10 protein-coding genes and 4 pseudogenes are annotated in these 15549 nt (G+C 42.5%); 5 read left to right on the forward strand and 9 right to left on the reverse strand.

The window, feature by feature from the left end:
* Window positions 1-176: 176 nt before the first annotated feature.
* Window positions 177-1310, reverse strand: a pseudogene (locus LYNGBM3L_RS37980) (IS630 family transposase).
* A gap of 60 nt (window positions 1311-1370) precedes the next feature.
* Window positions 1371-1574: pseudogene (locus LYNGBM3L_RS50170) on the reverse strand (IS701 family transposase); the annotation flags it as partial.
* A gap of 79 nt (window positions 1575-1653) precedes the next feature.
* On the opposite strand from LYNGBM3L_RS50170, the pseudogene LYNGBM3L_RS37985 reads away from it, so the two are divergent.
* Window positions 1654-2416 (forward strand): annotated as a pseudogene (locus tag LYNGBM3L_RS37985) (IS5 family transposase).
* A 426-nt stretch (window positions 2417-2842) separates the two neighbouring features.
* On the opposite strand, the gene LYNGBM3L_RS07120 reads toward LYNGBM3L_RS37985, so the two are convergent.
* Together LYNGBM3L_RS07120 and LYNGBM3L_RS42960 are read right to left on the reverse strand one after the other, a co-directional pair.
* A complete protein-coding gene (locus LYNGBM3L_RS07120; RefSeq protein WP_008180831.1) occupies window positions 2843-4675 on the reverse strand; it encodes a mechanosensitive ion channel family protein in 1833 nt (610 codons plus the stop codon).
* 356 nt (window positions 4676-5031) lie between these two features.
* Window positions 5032-5196: a hypothetical protein gene (locus LYNGBM3L_RS42960; protein ID WP_008180834.1), complete on the reverse strand. Its 165-nt coding sequence runs from the start codon at window positions 5194-5196 to the stop codon at window positions 5032-5034.
* 776 nt (window positions 5197-5972) lie between these two features.
* On the opposite strand from LYNGBM3L_RS42960, the gene LYNGBM3L_RS45500 reads away from it, so the two are divergent.
* The 3 genes from LYNGBM3L_RS45500 to LYNGBM3L_RS07130 all read left to right on the forward strand — a co-directional run bounded on the left by LYNGBM3L_RS45500 (window position 5973) and on the right by LYNGBM3L_RS07130 (window position 9597).
* A complete protein-coding gene (locus tag LYNGBM3L_RS45500; RefSeq protein WP_075873662.1) occupies window positions 5973-6194 on the forward strand; it encodes a hypothetical protein in 222 nt (73 codons plus the stop codon).
* 102 nt (window positions 6195-6296) lie between these two features.
* Complete coding sequence (locus LYNGBM3L_RS39985) at window positions 6297-6608, forward strand: hypothetical protein (RefSeq protein ID WP_008180838.1); 312 nt, start codon at window positions 6297-6299, stop codon at window positions 6606-6608.
* 859 nt (window positions 6609-7467) lie between these two features.
* Window positions 7468-9597, forward strand: a complete 2130-nt coding sequence (locus LYNGBM3L_RS07130; protein ID WP_008180842.1) for an AAA family ATPase — start codon at window positions 7468-7470, stop codon at window positions 9595-9597.
* 245 nt (window positions 9598-9842) lie between these two features.
* On the opposite strand, the gene LYNGBM3L_RS07135 is transcribed toward LYNGBM3L_RS07130, so the two are convergent.
* Window positions 9843-10220: a hypothetical protein gene (locus LYNGBM3L_RS07135; RefSeq protein ID WP_044492400.1), complete on the reverse strand. Its 378-nt coding sequence runs from the start codon at window positions 10218-10220 to the stop codon at window positions 9843-9845.
* A gap of 740 nt (window positions 10221-10960) precedes the next feature.
* Here LYNGBM3L_RS07135 and LYNGBM3L_RS07140 point away from each other — a divergent pair.
* On the forward strand, window positions 10961-11572 hold the full coding sequence (locus LYNGBM3L_RS07140; RefSeq protein ID WP_008180846.1) for a M23 family metallopeptidase: 612 nt from the start codon (window positions 10961-10963) through the stop codon (window positions 11570-11572).
* A gap of 95 nt (window positions 11573-11667) precedes the next feature.
* Here LYNGBM3L_RS07140 and ftsH read toward each other — a convergent pair whose 3' ends face one another.
* The 4 genes and pseudogenes from ftsH to LYNGBM3L_RS47075 all read right to left on the reverse strand — a co-directional run.
* A complete protein-coding gene (gene ftsH / locus LYNGBM3L_RS07145) occupies window positions 11668-13587 on the reverse strand; it encodes an ATP-dependent zinc metalloprotease FtsH (RefSeq protein WP_044492441.1) in 1920 nt (639 codons plus the stop codon).
* A 383-nt stretch (window positions 13588-13970) separates the two neighbouring features.
* Window positions 13971-14501: a transcriptional regulator NrdR gene (gene nrdR, locus LYNGBM3L_RS07150; protein WP_044492401.1), complete on the reverse strand. Its 531-nt coding sequence runs from the start codon at window positions 14499-14501 to the stop codon at window positions 13971-13973.
* Window positions 14502-14712: 211 nt separating this feature from the next.
* Window positions 14713-14808, reverse strand: a complete 96-nt coding sequence (locus tag LYNGBM3L_RS07155) for a photosystem II reaction center protein T (protein WP_008180851.1) — start codon at window positions 14806-14808, stop codon at window positions 14713-14715.
* Between the two features lie 137 nt (window positions 14809-14945).
* Window positions 14946-15549, reverse strand: a pseudogene (locus LYNGBM3L_RS47075) (photosystem II chlorophyll-binding protein CP47); the annotation flags it as partial.

Below are 15549 nucleotides of genomic sequence, written 5' to 3' on the forward strand. Positions count from 1 at the left end.
CTATTCTTACGGTAACTTCACCGTTATGGGTCATAAATCCGATAGTATACTACCCAAAACTTTTGGGTTTCGTGATTGACCTATAGGCAATTTATTAATCAAATTACTTGGAGGCGCGCATTCCAATGGGCAGGTAAACTGCCCTTGGGTCGCGCCTCGATTAAGCTGTTGCGCATTTAAACTGTGATAACAGCATTGCCTTTGTTTTTTATTTTTCGTACCCATTTTATAATTAACCCTCCTTCATTTAAAAGATGATTTAACAAACATTCTAATTCTTCAATTGATTTGAAAACTCGATTGGCAATATATTCTTTTGCTGAATGCCAAACCAATTCAATTAAGTTATAATCAGGACTATACTCGGGAAGATATTCTAAATAAATATTCGGCATATCTTCTTCTATTTTATGAATATATTCGGCTTTTTTGTGAAAACTAGCATTGTCTAAAATAATGACGATTTTCGGTCCTTTATTAGCAAAGTCTTCTAGTTGATTACCCGCTTCCATCCATTCATTTTCTAGCTCTTTATAAAAGGTTTTTAAAACTTCATAAAAAGTTTGACTATTGCTTTTTTTGAGGAAATCTACAAATCTTTTTTTATCTGAATATCGCAAAGCTCCCATCACATTAACTCTCCCTTGCCTTTCGGGCAAAGCCCGACGCTGCGCGAACGGTCTCCTCTAACTTTTTTTCGCTTTCCTCTTTTACACCAGTTTTTTCTTCTGATGACTCTCAAACTAAATCCGCTTTCATCCCAAAACCATACCTGAAGACGCTCTGGGCTTTCTTTTTCTATTTTTAAATACTCATCTAGTTTCTTTTTAAATGCTTCCCTTTTTTTAGGGTCTTTTTTAGAATCTAAGCTATACTTTGACCAAAGGTAAACATATTTTTTCTTGACTAGTATCCTACGAACTTGAGACCCACTTAACTTGATGCCTGTTGTATCTTCTAAATGAACGGCTAATTTTTGAGCTGTCCATCGACCAAATTCATATCCTAATTCTTCGGGTTCTTTTTCGACTAATTCTAATAATACTTCTATATATTGTTTTGTTGCTTTTTGGTGATTGCCTTTCATTCTTTTATCTTTAAGACTCTCTAAGTCATCTGGATCTCCGTGGACACACCAATAACAGACTGTGTTCTTTGAACAACCCAAAACTTCAGCAATTTCTAACTGTGTTTTTCCACTATTCAACAACAGCAAAATTAAAATACGTTCTCTAATATTTCCATTTTCTTCTATTTTTAAGGCTTTTTGAAGTATTGTTTTTTGCTGTCAGATAATTTTTTGCTGGCATATTTCCTATTATTGGGTTATTTATTAATTTTTATTATACCAATTTAAATGCCGAACAGCTTATACCCTGGAAATTACCACTATATTGTCGTTTAATTATCTCGATTTTTATAGAGTATAGTTTCTCAATTACTGTGTCATCAAAAACTAGATCGGCTTGCTCATTTATTTCAATTAAGTATTTGACATTATCCCACAGTAAGCGTGGGGTCAACTTATCATTTTTTAGATAACCGTTGATTTGATCATGGCTAATCTGCCCTAGGGCGTGTCATCAAATAGGTGTCAATCCAGTTTAAAATAGATAAATTCTTGGCGAGTTGAGTAATTTCAGGAGTGGTACAATGACGCGCCGCTATGCTTTGCGGAATGACCAGTGGGAACGCATCAAAGACTTACTACCAGGACGAAAAGAAACGGTCGGAGTGACGGCTTTAGATAATAGATTGTTTGTCGAAGCCGTGCTGTATCGCTACCGAGCTGGGATTCCCTGGCGGGACTTACCTGAAAGATTTGGTGATTTTCGAGTAGTTCATACCCGATCAACGCCGATGGGCAAAGCGTGGAGTGTGGCAAAGGGTGTTTAAAGTATTAGCCAATGATGCTGACAACGAATACGCGATGATAGACTCAACTATTGTGCGTGCCCACCAGCATAGTGCTGGGGCAAAGGGGGGGATGCCGCTAGCGAAGCGATTGGTCGCAGTAAAGGTGGACTGAGTACCAAGATTCATACCTTGGTGGATGCCCTAGGCAATCCTATTGGCTTTCACCTAACTCCTGGACAAGCCTGTGACCTTGATGGAGCCGATGTCCTACTCAACGAGCTGGCTGCTGATACACTCCTGGCCGAGGCGGGGATACGATGCTGATGAGCGCGTGATTGAGCGACTTAAACAACAAGGTAAAACGGCAGTTATTCCGCCCAAGTGCAACCGTACTGTTAAGCGTGAGTATGATCGATACTTATACCAAGCACGACATCTAATTGAAAACTTCTTTGCCCAACTCAAGCAATATCGAGCGATTGCCACACGCTATGATAAAGGGGCAATAAACTTTCTATCCGCAATTTATCTGGCTGCTACCGTTATCTGGCTTAATTGATGACACGCCCTAAATGTTAGGCTAAATTGGTGAGAGTATAATTGAGGTGGCTACTTAATAAGTATTGACAATAGTTAAGTTTAGTAAATTTCATCAATAACTGAATTTTTTAAGGCACCATCCTCTGATTTGATCAGAAAATTGAAAAAACGAACGACCATTAATTATTATTACTAATCTGAAAAAGGGCTGATGACAGAGGTAGCTTAAATATAGTACATTAGTACTATATTTAAGCTACCCACTGTGCCAGTTGCGTAAGTCCTGTAATAATTAGATGCGGAAAGCGCACCGGATCTTTTCGGGCGGGCAGGATGCCCACTCTACTCCTATTCATTCGAAGACTGACGCAACGCCAATTAGGATGTTGGACGCCTGATTGAGAGCGCAAGCATTCTATCACCCTCTACAGATTAGTCTACAGATTCAAGCTGTCTTACCGTTGGGGAAAGAGCTATGGGGCTTTGAAGTTGCTATCTGGCCATGACTTCCGTCTAGGGTAAGGTCATTGCCTTTAAAGGTTTTTGCCCCACTCCCCTCTTGCTTAGCGATAGCTTCGTTGATGTATATTTCCTGCTTCGGCAGTGGGATCACAATCCCCTCTTGTTCAAATCTTTCTTTTATAATTCGGCTGATCTCACAATAGGCTGTCCAGTAATCCTGTTTCTTAGTATAGGCCATAAACCAAATGTTAACAGCATATTCAGCCAATTCCCCAGTGTCGATCCAAGGTGCAGGGTCTTCCAATACTAAAGGATGAGAGTTGGCAATATCCTTAAGAACTTGGATCGCTTGAGTAATACTATTGCTGTAGCTGATCCTTACCGTGAGGAACATAGCGCGGACGGGGCTACTGGTTTCGTTCTCAATAACGTTACCCCAGATTGAGTTGTTCGGGATAATAATGATTTTATTTTCATAAGTCTTGATTGTGGTGCAAACTAAGTTGACATCCTTAACCGTACCTTTTACCCCAGCTACTTCAATCATATCGCCCACGTCGAAAGGTTTATAGAGCAAGATCATTAACCCATTGGCAAAGTTACCGAGGGTATTTTGGAACGCAAACGCTACCACAAAACCAGCAGCTCCAATCATAGCCATCAGTGGACCAATACTGACCTCTAGGGCAGTGATACCTAAAATAATACCCACCACAAATAATCCTTGACGGGTTATCCTAACCACGAACTGACGGAGCATAGCTGACATATTCGGGAACATCCACAAAGATTTCTCGAGGACTGTCCCTACAATCAGGGAGAGGATGCTAAAGCCAGCGACAATTCCTAAAAATTTGCCAATGTTATTCGCCCAGCGCAGACCTCCTTCTTTAGACTGGAGCCAGCCGACGATGGTAATCCAGGTTCCTTGAGTGTCGGTTACGTCAACCTTAATCCCACTGATTGCATCGATGTATTTGTTGTACAACTCGACATCACCGCCTTTAGTTTCCAGCTCTTCAAGTACCACCTCAAAGCGATCGCTTAAAGCAGTGCGTTCCTCTCGCAGTGTGGTCATGTTGACCAGAACTTGCTTTTTAACTTCGGTCTTCGCTTCCACCGCTTCTTCTAGGTCTTGTTTGGCTTTGTCAAGTCCCTGTTCAGTCTTTTTCTGCTCTTGTTCATCAGTAACGATTTTGTTGCTAATTGTCCCAATCTTTTCTTGAACCTTAGCAACATCCTCGTTTGAAGTTTTTGCTTTATCTTTTTCCTTTTCAGTACTTTCAACTGCTTTATCAATTGCCCCTTGCAAGGTTTTATCATGCTGGGTCTTTTCCTCTTCTTTAACTGCTTCTTCTACTGACTCTTGAGCTTTTTCGAGAGCTTCCTGTGCCTCTTCAGCAGCTTTTAAAGCTTTAAGGCGATCCTCAGCCGATCCCTCAGTCTCTATTTTTTCCTTAGTGTCTGTCGCTTCCTCAAGAGCCTCTTTGGCATCTTCTAGGGCATCAACAGCTTCTTTAGTTTGTTGAAGCTCTCGATTTTTGCGCTTGACAGCAATTTCAGCATCGCTAAGTTCTTTAACTTTAGTTTTAAGCAAGAACATCCACGCTTTAGCTTCACCCTCCAGCTCATCTAATGTCAAGGGCTTGAGCATTAGCTCTAGCTCCTCAATCGGAATAGTTGGATCCTCAGTTGTAATTGCTTTCTCTAAGACTGAATTAGTGGTCTGTTTAGCTTGAGCAGGTAACCACCATGCCCCAACCATTAAGAGACTGCCAAATAAAATGCTAATTTTCTTATGTCGGTAACGAATCATTGGTTTTTCGTGTTAATAAGACGTTAATGAAGATGTAACCTGTATAGTTTGCTTGACTGTTGAGTGTTAACCAATGAAGATGTAACCTGTATAGTTTGGTTCACTGTTGAGTTTTAACCGTTGACTGTCAACAGTTGCTCCCCCCATTACCCCCGAAGATCGGCAGAGCTGTTTGATTCTTGATTTAGACTGAGGGGGGCAGAGCAGCAGAGCAGGGGAACCGAATTTTCCGCAAATATTCGGTTTTGACAGATTCTAATTCTCTGTATTTAACGAAGAAATGACGATCTCGAGGGCAGTCAATAGTTAACGTTTAACAGTAAACACTCAACAGTCAACAAGGTATAGATAGCCTTTTATTGGTTCAAATCGAGCCATGTCCTTATTGTTGCCCAATATTTTCCATCAATAAACATCTTGAACAAAAATTTTGCAAAATCTTTGCTGAATACCGACTCCGCTTTTATCACATCTTTATTTCCCTGGCTGATCATTAATTTTTCATGGCTGCCATCATCCATAGCTTATTTATCGGTAATGGTAGATTTACCAGCCGTATTTGGTATAATCTGCTTCTGTAAAACTCGGTAAAACCATTTATTTTTACTGGGCTGTATTCTTAACAATTCGTTGAATGCTCCTAGAGAAACAGAATACTATCAAATCCGGTTGAATAACCTACTTCCTGGTCAGGAGAGCAGGGGGAGCAGGGCAGCAGGAGAGCAGGGGGAGAAAGATTTTGTCTGGATATCGTAAGTGTGGGCAATTATCCGGAGGTAGTGATAAACATGTAGTGATGGCCAGGGCAAACGCATCTAATTTTTTTTGACAAATGACCAAGATTATGTATTGAGGATTTAACAGGGTGTAAGCTGTCTAAATAAGTAGTGATAGCCAAATCGCTTATTAGAGCTGATTCGTAAACTCGCTGTAATCCTTGTAGGATAAGGCTTGCGCTCAAATAGAACAATTGAACTATTTAATACCCAAAAGACAATCATAGCAAGGCTTTCAGACTTCTTAAGATTTACTTTACAAATCAGCTCTTAGTCTAATTAACTCAAATTACTATTAATTAATAGTTCCCCAAAAAGATTAAAATTTTAATTATGTCAAAATGATGGAAGACTAAAAATAAAATATAATTTATAGAAATACCTGACGGGGGGACAGAGCGGGTATAGCCATTGTTTAGCAAGGGATACAGCAGATGAAGCAAAAAAAAGATAGGTCAAATATAGTAACCCTGACCTATCTACCAAAAATGATAGCGTGCGCCATACCATAAAATCCTACGGTGCGTCTTGCATTTCGAGGAAACCTCGAAACTACGCACCGAAAAAATAAGCTGCATTACACCAGGTATTTGTTCCTGACCTTAGTCGTTGCCAGCCTACAATTGCTCAGACATGTCAAACTAGAAGTGTTAGCTGAAGCCCTGCCGTTAGCTATTTTGTTTGAGAGTCGCCCTTCAGAAATTACCAGTTCAATATCGTTTCAATCTGGTTTCCCTGTGTAAGTGCTCTGGTAGAAGAGATGTTTAAGCCGAACGATAGGATATATTTGGCGTATGACCGCACCAGTTGGGGGGTGATTAATATCTTGATGGTTAGCGTGATCTATGATCATCGTGCCTGGCCGATTTACATCGGAGTTCTTGGATAAAAAAGGCAGCAGTAATTTTGATGAGCAAACAGCTGTTTTGGGAAAAAGTCTTGGGTTACTCTCCAACTATAGGGTGGTGGTGTTAGGGAACCTTGGCCTTTCGGCCACGCTACGCGAACGGTGCGTCTTGCATTTCTCAGACATAAACCTTGGAGAGGGGAGCCTTATTTCATATAACTTAAAAGTATTACCCATAACCTGTCGCTATAAAGGCCGGAGACGAAACCTTCAACAGGGTCGCCTTTATGGGGGAAACGGTTTAGCATAAAAGGGTTGAGTCTTTGTGATAAGGCGACCCTGTTCTACGGTAACTTCAAACACTCTGTTACGGTAACTTTAAATAGTTGATTCTATTGTGTTATCACCATATTTGCTATCGTGACCAAGACCCACGCGGTGCGACCCCGGTCGGGTTTCCCGACGCAGGAAGTTACCGTAGAACAGGGTAGCCTTATTAAAAAGACTTAAACCTATGACTCACAGACTGCCAACTATAAAGGCTACCCTGTTCAAGGTTTCATCGTTGACCTAGGGAACGCGCACCAAGAGAAATGAATCATTATTCCTCATGGCTCTGCTGTTAATAAATTTAAGCCACTTAATAGTTTGACTTGATGAAAACCTTGGCTCCATAACAGCTTGCGTGATTTCGGTCACTATTGTTGAATAAGCGCGGAAATAATGCTAATTTAGCCTTGCCTATTTTTTGGCTTTTATTAATACTTTTTATTAAGTCAACGAACAAATTATAAAACACCATTGGATTGCTAACTTTGCTCGCCTTATAAAAAGTCGATATGTCTACCTCTATGCCACGCACATTCAAACCCTTGACTAAACTAATCATACTATTTTGAATATTATATAGCACAAATTATAACCATTTTAACAAAAATAGTTGCAATCATGGGCGAATTTAATTCGCCAACGGAAAGCGCACCTTTAGGAAAGTATTGAGGACTGGATAATCATCATTAGGTAATTTACCTACGTATCTTTTGACGATTTTTTGAAAATTATATATCATTGAAGCAACATTATTAAATTTTAATTTAGCCTCTATTTTATAAAATTATATGCTATTTGTATAGGTTTTTAACTATCATTCAACATTTCTGAACTAAGCCATGTTCGACTATCTACTCTCAGCGTTAGAAAGACTAAATAAATTACTAGAGCAAGCAGTAATAACAGCACAAGCTGTCTACGGTTCTCAAGCAGCTACTGACCCTTATCGAGGTCTTCGTATTAATCGCGATCAGGTCAAGCAACTCCTAGATCGTGAACCAGGGATACCTTTGTTTGCAGTAGATGCAGAAAAAACTGAGTCCGATCAGACTAACAATACACCATTAAACTGGCTGAAACAGACTTTCGGTTTGTCTGAATTTGATTTAGACGTGATGCTGATTGCCCTGGCTCCAGAAATTGATTTAAGTTACGAGCGTCTGTATGCCTATCTCCAGGATGATGTCACTCGCAGGCGACCTAGTATTGATTTAGCCTTAAATTTACTATGTCCCTCTGCTGAAGCCAAGCTGTTGCAACGAGTTCATTTTGCTCCTGACGCGCCCTTAATCAAACATGGTTTACTTCACTTAATTCCTGACCCTCATCAGGTTAAACCACCAATATTATCCTATTATCTCAAGCTAGACGAGCAGGTTATCCATTCTCTGTTAAAACAGAAGAGTCTTGAACCGCATTTAGAATCTTGGTGTCAATTGATAGATATTCCTGCTGTTGAGGACAAGTTAACGATTAGGGATGACATTAAACACATACTTCCTAAGCTAGTCAAACACGCTCAACATACCAACCAGCCTCTACATCTGTATTTCTCTGGTTTACATTCTACTGAAAAACGCCGTGGAGCGATCACCCTTGCCGCTCAACTGAACAAGCCGTTATTGATTGCGGATTTAGCTCAAGCTTTAGCAATTAAGGAAGAGTTTGACCAACTGCTAAAACTGTTGTTCCGTGAAGCCTGTTTTCACGATGCTATCCTCTATCTAGAAAGTCTGGAAAGTTGGGATGCACTACAGACCAAAGAGCAGCATCTGTTATATAAAAGCTTACTTGACAGACTAACTGAGGCGAAAGGTGTGGTGATATTATCTGGAATACAGTCGTGGGTGCCAAAGTTGACCAATCTCCAGGGTGTGATTACTGTACCTTTTGCTACACCGGATTTTTACCAACGGCGCGTTTACTGGCAAGCTAGTTTAGAAACTAAAGGAATTGTACTTAGCGATCGCGACTTGGATACCCTAGCCAATCGTTTTACCTTGAGTTCAGCCCAAATAGCAGGAGCAGTGACAACTGCTTGTAATCAGGCTTTGTGGCGTGCTGCTGCCGAATTTGAAGAATTGCCATTAAACAGTACAATTAAGCCAACCCTAAATGACTTATTAGCAGCGGCTCGTGACCAATCTGGTAACAATTTAACTGAATTAGCCCGCAAACTTAACCTTAAGTATAGTTGGCAAGACATTATCTTACCCGCCGATCAACTTGCTCAGCTCAAAGAAATTTGTAATCAAGCCAAGTATCGTCATATTGTCTATGAAAAATGGGGCTTTCACCGCAAGCTGTCCATTGGCAAAGGATTAAATGTACTATTTTCAGGTCCACCAGGCACAGGTAAGACCATGGCGGCGGAAGTGATTGCTAATGAACTACAGCTTGAGCTATACAAAATTGATTTATCCCAGGTTGTCAGTAAGTACATTGGCGAGACTGAGAAAAATTTGAACCGCATTTTTATGGCTGCCGAAACAGCTAACGCTATCCTTCTGTTTGACGAGGCAGATGCTCTGTTTGGCAAACGCTCTGAAGTTCGAGATGCTCATGACCGCTACGCCAATATTGAAGTTGGGTATCTGTTGCAGAAGATGGAGGAATATGAGGGGATATCAATTTTGACAACAAATTTGCGCCAAAATTTAGACGAGGCATTTGTGCGTAGGTTAGCCTTTACAGTTCACTTTCCCTCACCAGATGAAGCTAGTCGTCGGCGCATTTGGGAGGGGATTTGGACTGAGGAAATCCCCTTGTCAGCAGATCTAGATTTTGAGTTTTTGGCACGGCAGTTCAAATTGAGTGGAGGGAATATTAAAAATATTGCCCTAGCAGCAGCTTTTCTAGCGGCTGAAGCAGGTAGTGCAGTGATGATGGAACATCTGTTACAGGGAACTCGGCGGGAGTATCAGAAGATGGGTAAGGTATGGAGTGATGGAATGCGATCGCTTAAATAATCCGGCCACGGTCAGTAGTGAGCCAGTTTTACACTAACGACTTACCTAGTGCGATTGTAAGCATTCAGCCGTTGGCCTTTGGCCAAGGCTGATAGCTGAATGCTTACGTGCTATTTACCTGATTAAGCCACAAGTATAATACTGTAATCCTTAGGCGATCGCGAACATATTATTGATCAAGTTATTTCTCTTTATTACTGTTATCTTATTTCTAGAATTATTTTAGCTTCCAAAAGAAGCTAAATTCAATTCCCAGACTGACGCCCTAATTCATACACACCACAGCTCATACAAGCAATAATCCCGATACTGATTGCCCAACTGTGTCCGAGGCTAATTTCCACGGCGTAGTTACAAACTGCACCAATGACTAAAAAAGGCAAAATGCTGACAATTGACGCATAGAAAGCGTTTTGAGATTCTCTGACCTTACGGGTTCGTTCAAATTCCTGAGCCGAGATGTAAAAGAATCCCTCAGCAAAGTTAAACCAGCGGTTCAATTGCTCCATAATCCATTGCCTCAAGGACGAGAGGCTTAAATATAGCGCTAGAGACCACAAAGATGCTCCTGCGATCGCTGTAGTATCCACCTCGAATCGGAAGGGCAAAAATTCAGTCAGCATCAGTTCACGGATAGGGTAGGCTGGGGCAAGTTCATGACTAAGTTAACCAACATTTAACATCTCTATTTGAGTTGATCGCTTTAGTGTTAACGGTTAACGGTAGACACGCGCACAGTAGACACGCGCACAAAGGTTAGTCAAAGGTCAACCCTTAACAAAAAATCTAATCCTTAAATTGTGCAAGTTAAATGTGTATTAGCCTCTTGAGGTATCTTAACAAAACTCAAGATTTTGATAAATACCTAAAACAACCCAAACACCCTGCTGATGGTAGGTGATCTGGAGGGATATAATTGACAATCAAACCGCTAAATCCTTCGCGTAGCGTCGGCTTTGGCGAAGATTACAGCAGGGGATTCTTAAGAGCATAAAACTCTTACTGGCTGATTCAAACAGCCTCTACACCCTCCGATAAAATCATCGGGCTTACTTGTATGTTTTTTTTATGGTTCATGTTTCTAGCAGAGGCTTTTCAGCTTGCACAAGAACCGGTGCTTTTTTCTGCGTAGGAGACGCTACGCGAAAGAGCGCATTAAATCAATTTATGCCAGATTTATACTAGCTAAAATTATCAAGAATCGCAATCAACTTGATCTTCAATTCCCAAGGGGCTGTGTGGGTCACCTGCGTCCGCACTTTATACGCCCCATCTCCCGCACTTGTCTTTGGGCTATAACGGGAGTCCCCAAGGAGTTGAATGATGGAAAGACCCCTAACTAGCTAAAGCCAGACTAGAACTAATGCGCAGTGGTTATTTATCAAGGCTTCTAATTTTCGCTGGACTGAGTTTAACAAGTTCAATCGGTTTAAGTACCCATTCGAGTTTCCCCAGCCAGCCAGTAACTGCATCAGAACCTCCCTCAACCTTGGTAGCCGGAGTAAGAAGTTTTGCCAAAGGGGGTTCCTTTCCCGTAGAAAACTTCCGGGGCTACACCTCTGGCTTCGGTTACCGACCCTCTCCTAGAGGTTCTGGATGGGAATTCCACCGAGGTTTAGACATAGCTGCCCCTGAAGGAAGCTATATCCGTAACTGGTGGAGTGGTAAAGTAATTAAAATTTCTGATGGTACTGCTTGCGGCACCTCAATAACTATCCAATCGGGCAAGTGGCAGCACATCTACTGTCACATGAAAGGATACGCAGTTAAAAATGGAGGTACTCGCTATTTAATTGACAACTCCGGTGGGATTCGGATCAAGGAAGGCCAACTGTTGCCTTCTGGAGCCAGAATCGGTCGAGTAGGGATGACTGGTCGTACCACTGGTCCTCATCTGCACTGGGGATTGAAGTATGGCAAGCAATATGTTGACCCAGCCCAGGTGCTGCGTGCAATGTATAAAACACGAGCTTGATTGGGACAAATGCTAATGGTTAATGGCCATTAACCATTAACCATTAACCATTAACATGTTTCAAACATGCATGCCTTTGATCGTTTAACTAGAAACTACGAAACTACCAATTGTTCCTTGCACATCTGGGTGTGTTCTTCTACAATTTTGCGTAACTGGTCTCCTTCGATAGTTTCTTGATCTATCAACAGGTCTACTAATCGGTCAATGATTACCCGATTTTCCCGGACTAACTGACGAGCATGGCCATGGCAATGCTGCACAATTGTGCGAACTTGGGCATCAATGTGGGCAGCAATTTTCTCTGAGTACTCAGCCCTATTAATCACATTACCCCCTAGAAAGACTTCTCCCCCTGGATCTTCTAAGGACAGAGGACCCAAATCACTCATTCCAAAGCGGGTTACCATCTGCCGTGCTCGCGAGGTAACTTGTCGCAAGTCCCCAACAGCACCAGTAGTCACTTCAGCCTCACCAAAAATTTCTTCTTCTGCCGCTCTACCCCCTAAAGCAGCAGTAATTTGGGCTTTGAGTTGAGCCCGAGTAATCAAACCTTGCTCTTCATCAGGAATATACCAGGTCAAACCACGGGCTTGCCCTCGGGGAATTAGGGTTACTTTCTGTACCGGGTCGTGATCCGGTAGGAGGGTAGAAATTACAGCATGTCCTACTTCATGGTAGGCAATTAATCGCTTATTCTTGCTGTCCACTAGAGGAGTGCCTTCCATCCCAGCTACCACCCGGTCAATAGCATCATTGATTTCGAGCATAGTAATGGCATCTTTGCGGCGGCGGGCAGTCAGGATTGCCGCTTCGTTGAGTAGGTTGGCTAAGTCAGCACCAGTAAACCCAGGGGTACGCTTAGCAACAGTTTCTAGACAAACCTCAGGGTCAATCTTTTTGTTGCGAGCGTGGACTTCCAGAATGTTATTCCTGCCTTTGTAGTCAGGGTAATCCACAATAACTTGTCTGTCAAAGCGTCCAGGACGTAATAGTGCAGCATCCAGGACATCTGGGCGATTAGTGGCAGCAATAATAATAATACCTGTGTTGCCTTCAAACCCATCCATTTCCGTGAGCAATTGGTTAAGGGTTTGCTCCCGTTCATCGTTTCCACCGCCAATTCCTGCTCCCCGTTGCCGTCCTACCGCATCAATTTCATCAATGAAGACCAAGCAAGGGGCATTTTCTTTGGCTTTTCTGAACAAGTCACGGACACGGGAGGCACCAACGCCCACAAACATTTCCACGAATTCGGAACCAGAGATGCTAAAGAAGGGAACTCCTGCTTCACCAGCGATCGCTTTGGCTAAGAGAGTTTTACCAGTTCCTGGAGGACCCACTAGCAGCACACCTTTCGGGATCCGTGCTCCAACAGCAGTAAAGCGTTCTGGTTGTTTGAGGAATGTGACAACTTCTTGCAATTCCTGTTTAGCTTCTTGAATACCTGCTACATCATCAAAGAGAACCCCGGTTTTGGCTTCCATCTGAAACCGTGCTCGGGATTTGCCAAAGTTTAAGGCTTGACCAGAATTACTCGCAGAGCGTCGCAGGATCATCATCAAGCCTGCTAGTAACAACAGAATGAAAAATAAGTTGGCAATTAGACCTAAAGCGGCTGAGTTATCCGCAGAGCGCCTAATTTCAGTGGGAACATTCTGTTGACGGAGTTCCTTGAGTAGCAAGGAGTTTTGATCGAACAAAGCAACTCGTTGAGGAGGTTCATTCTCATTGGACCCCTCTAAGCTAACTTTAGCAATCTTAGTGGCTTCATCGATTTCTATTTTAGTGACGTCCCCATTTTTAACTTTCTTTAATAGCTCACTATAGGTTAGAGATTTCTCTTGTTTAAGCTGTGCTTGGGCTGGGGTACCCAGTATCACCCCTTGCCAAAGGAGCAAACTGGCAGCAATACGCCATAATTTGACTAACTTGCGCTTTTCCTGGGGTTCCTGTAATCTAACCTCAGGATTTGCCAGCGGCTGTGGAGAGGTGTTTACCTCTGCATTACCCATCCATGCTCTCATCCAGAAACGTTTCTTCATGGCTGTTTGCTCTTTGGTCTTGCCTTGACTCAACTCCTGGGTAAACCTAGTTAGGCTTCAATGAATTCACGCCCTTGAGTTGAAATTTCTTTCACTTTCTAGTCTAGCTCCCTAAAATCCGGCTTTAGCTGTAAGAAACTCATCTGAAGTCCGCTAGCATCGGTAACCTGCTCTTGCCTAGATGGGGTTTGCAAACCTCACCCTGTTTTTTTCTTAATCCTCTCTGCTGTAGATACCTTGCCTGGAACATCTCTACAAATGGTAACCATACAACTGGACACGAGATCACTAGTTGACCTTGTACTTTTGAGAGTCAACCATCAACCGTCAACATTCAACAAACATCTGATCAATTACACCGAAGTGGATGTCTTTATTTCTTCTACCTGATCTGAGGGGGTTGGCGGAACCTGGGGGATTTCCATTGGTACATCTTCCTGTTGGAGATCCTCTAGGGTAGTGACAAAATCTCTAATCCCTTGAAATTTTCCATAGACGGAAGCAAAGCGTACATAAGCCACTTCACTCTCCGAACGTAGGTAGCGCAAGACTAACTCACCAATTTCGTGACTGATGACTTCCCGACCAAATCGCTGTTGTAATTCTGCTTCAATCTCATCAACCAATGCTTCCAGGCGTTTGTGGAGAATGCCGGTTTTTTCACAAGCACGTACAATTCCCCGTAACAACTTGGAACGGTCAAATGATTCCCGCTTGCCATCCCGCTTGATCACAGTTATTGGCACAAATTCGATCCGCTCATATGTCGTGAAGCGATGTTTGCATCCCAAACACTCCCGACGTCGCCTCACACTTTTCCCTGCCTCAGTAGAACGAGACTCAAGAACGCGGCTCTCGGTGTGGTGACAAGAGGGGCATCGCATAAGATAATTTTGTTTTCTTGCTGAGTGGACTGATTGGCGGCAGATATTTGGAACGCCCTAAGAGTCGATACTGTCAAAATAACAATTATATGGAAGGTGAGCCGATATAGACCTATCAACTTCCCTATATCCTATAGGGTCATGCACAGGGTATTGCGGCTCAGAGCATCCACAGAACTGTTGAATTTCGATCTGAGTAAATCGAGGTAAACTACTTACCAATCTTAGGCGGTTCCCGAAAAGCAATGGCAAAAAATAGGGTGCCTAGGGCTAAGGTCAAGATTAAGATATAAGCAACTGATTCCATAGCTATAATTGTTGGTTATCTTCTCACTTACCAGTCTACCTTGCATAGACCACAGAAATAGCCAAAAGGCAAAAGAAAAATTTCTTTTCTTCTGCCTTTTGCTTTTAAGTCAAACTGTGATAAGAGATATTTAACCTCTAGATAGGCTCTGTCCTACGGGTACTCTTATCACCAAGCTTCTGGAAGAAGCCCCACTCGACTTGCTCTTCCTCTAGGTCAGGATCGACACCAGCAAACACATCTCGATAGAGGGTGCGTGAGCCATGCCAGATGTGCCCAAAGAAGAACAACAGAGCAAAGACAGCATGACCAAAGGTGAACCAACCCCGAGTACTAGTGCGGAATACACCATCAGAGTTTAAGGTTTCACGGTCAAATTCAAAGCCCTCACCCAGCTGAGCAGTACGAGCGTATTGCTTCACATCGAATGGGTCAGTAAAGGTTTGACCATCAAGAACTCCACCGTAGAAGCTAACTGTGACACCAGCTTGCTCGAAACTATACCTAGATTCAGCCCGTCGGAAAGGTATGTCCGCACGAACTACACCATTAGCATCGGTCAAAATGATAGGGAAGGTTTCAAAGAAGTTCGGCATCCGACGAACGGTCAGATCCCGACCTTCACTGTCTGTGAACACCGCATGACCTAGCCAACCTTCAGCAATTCCATCCCCTTTGTCCATCGGACCTGTGCGGAACAAACCACCTTTGGCAGGGGAGTTGCCTACATAGTCATAGAAT

Origin of the sequence: Moorena producens 3L (genome assembly GCF_000211815.1) — a bacterium.
Lineage (GTDB): Bacteria > Cyanobacteriota > Cyanobacteriia > Cyanobacteriales > Coleofasciculaceae > Moorena > Moorena producens.